The sequence below is a fragment of the Mycolicibacterium pyrenivorans genome, assembly GCF_025821625.1.
Lineage (GTDB): Bacteria > Actinomycetota > Actinomycetes > Mycobacteriales > Mycobacteriaceae > Mycobacterium > Mycobacterium pyrenivorans.
Genome location: NZ_JACKSH010000083.1, coordinates 1 through 222, shown reverse-complemented (window position 1 = coordinate 222; position 222 = coordinate 1). Strand labels below are relative to the sequence as shown.

The 222-nt window shown below is 67.6% G+C and carries 1 protein-coding gene; it reads left to right on the top strand.

Annotated features, from left to right (window positions below):
- The coding region (locus H7I57_RS10735; protein ID WP_264023478.1) for a condensation domain-containing protein at window positions 1-222 on the top strand (222 nt) is incomplete at both ends.

Genomic DNA, 222 nt, shown 5'->3' with positions numbered 1-222 from the left:
GAACGGTTCCGGGTCGTGCTGACCAACCATCACATCGTGCTGGACGGCTGGTCGCTGCCGATCCTGCTGCAGGAGATCTTCGCCGGCTATCTGGGTCATCGGCTACCCGCGGCCGTGCCCTACCGGCGCCTCGTCGAGTGGTCGGCCGATCGTGACCTCGAAGCCGCACAACAGGCTTGGCGCGACGTGCTCGCCGGCTTCGACACCCCCACCCTGGTCGCT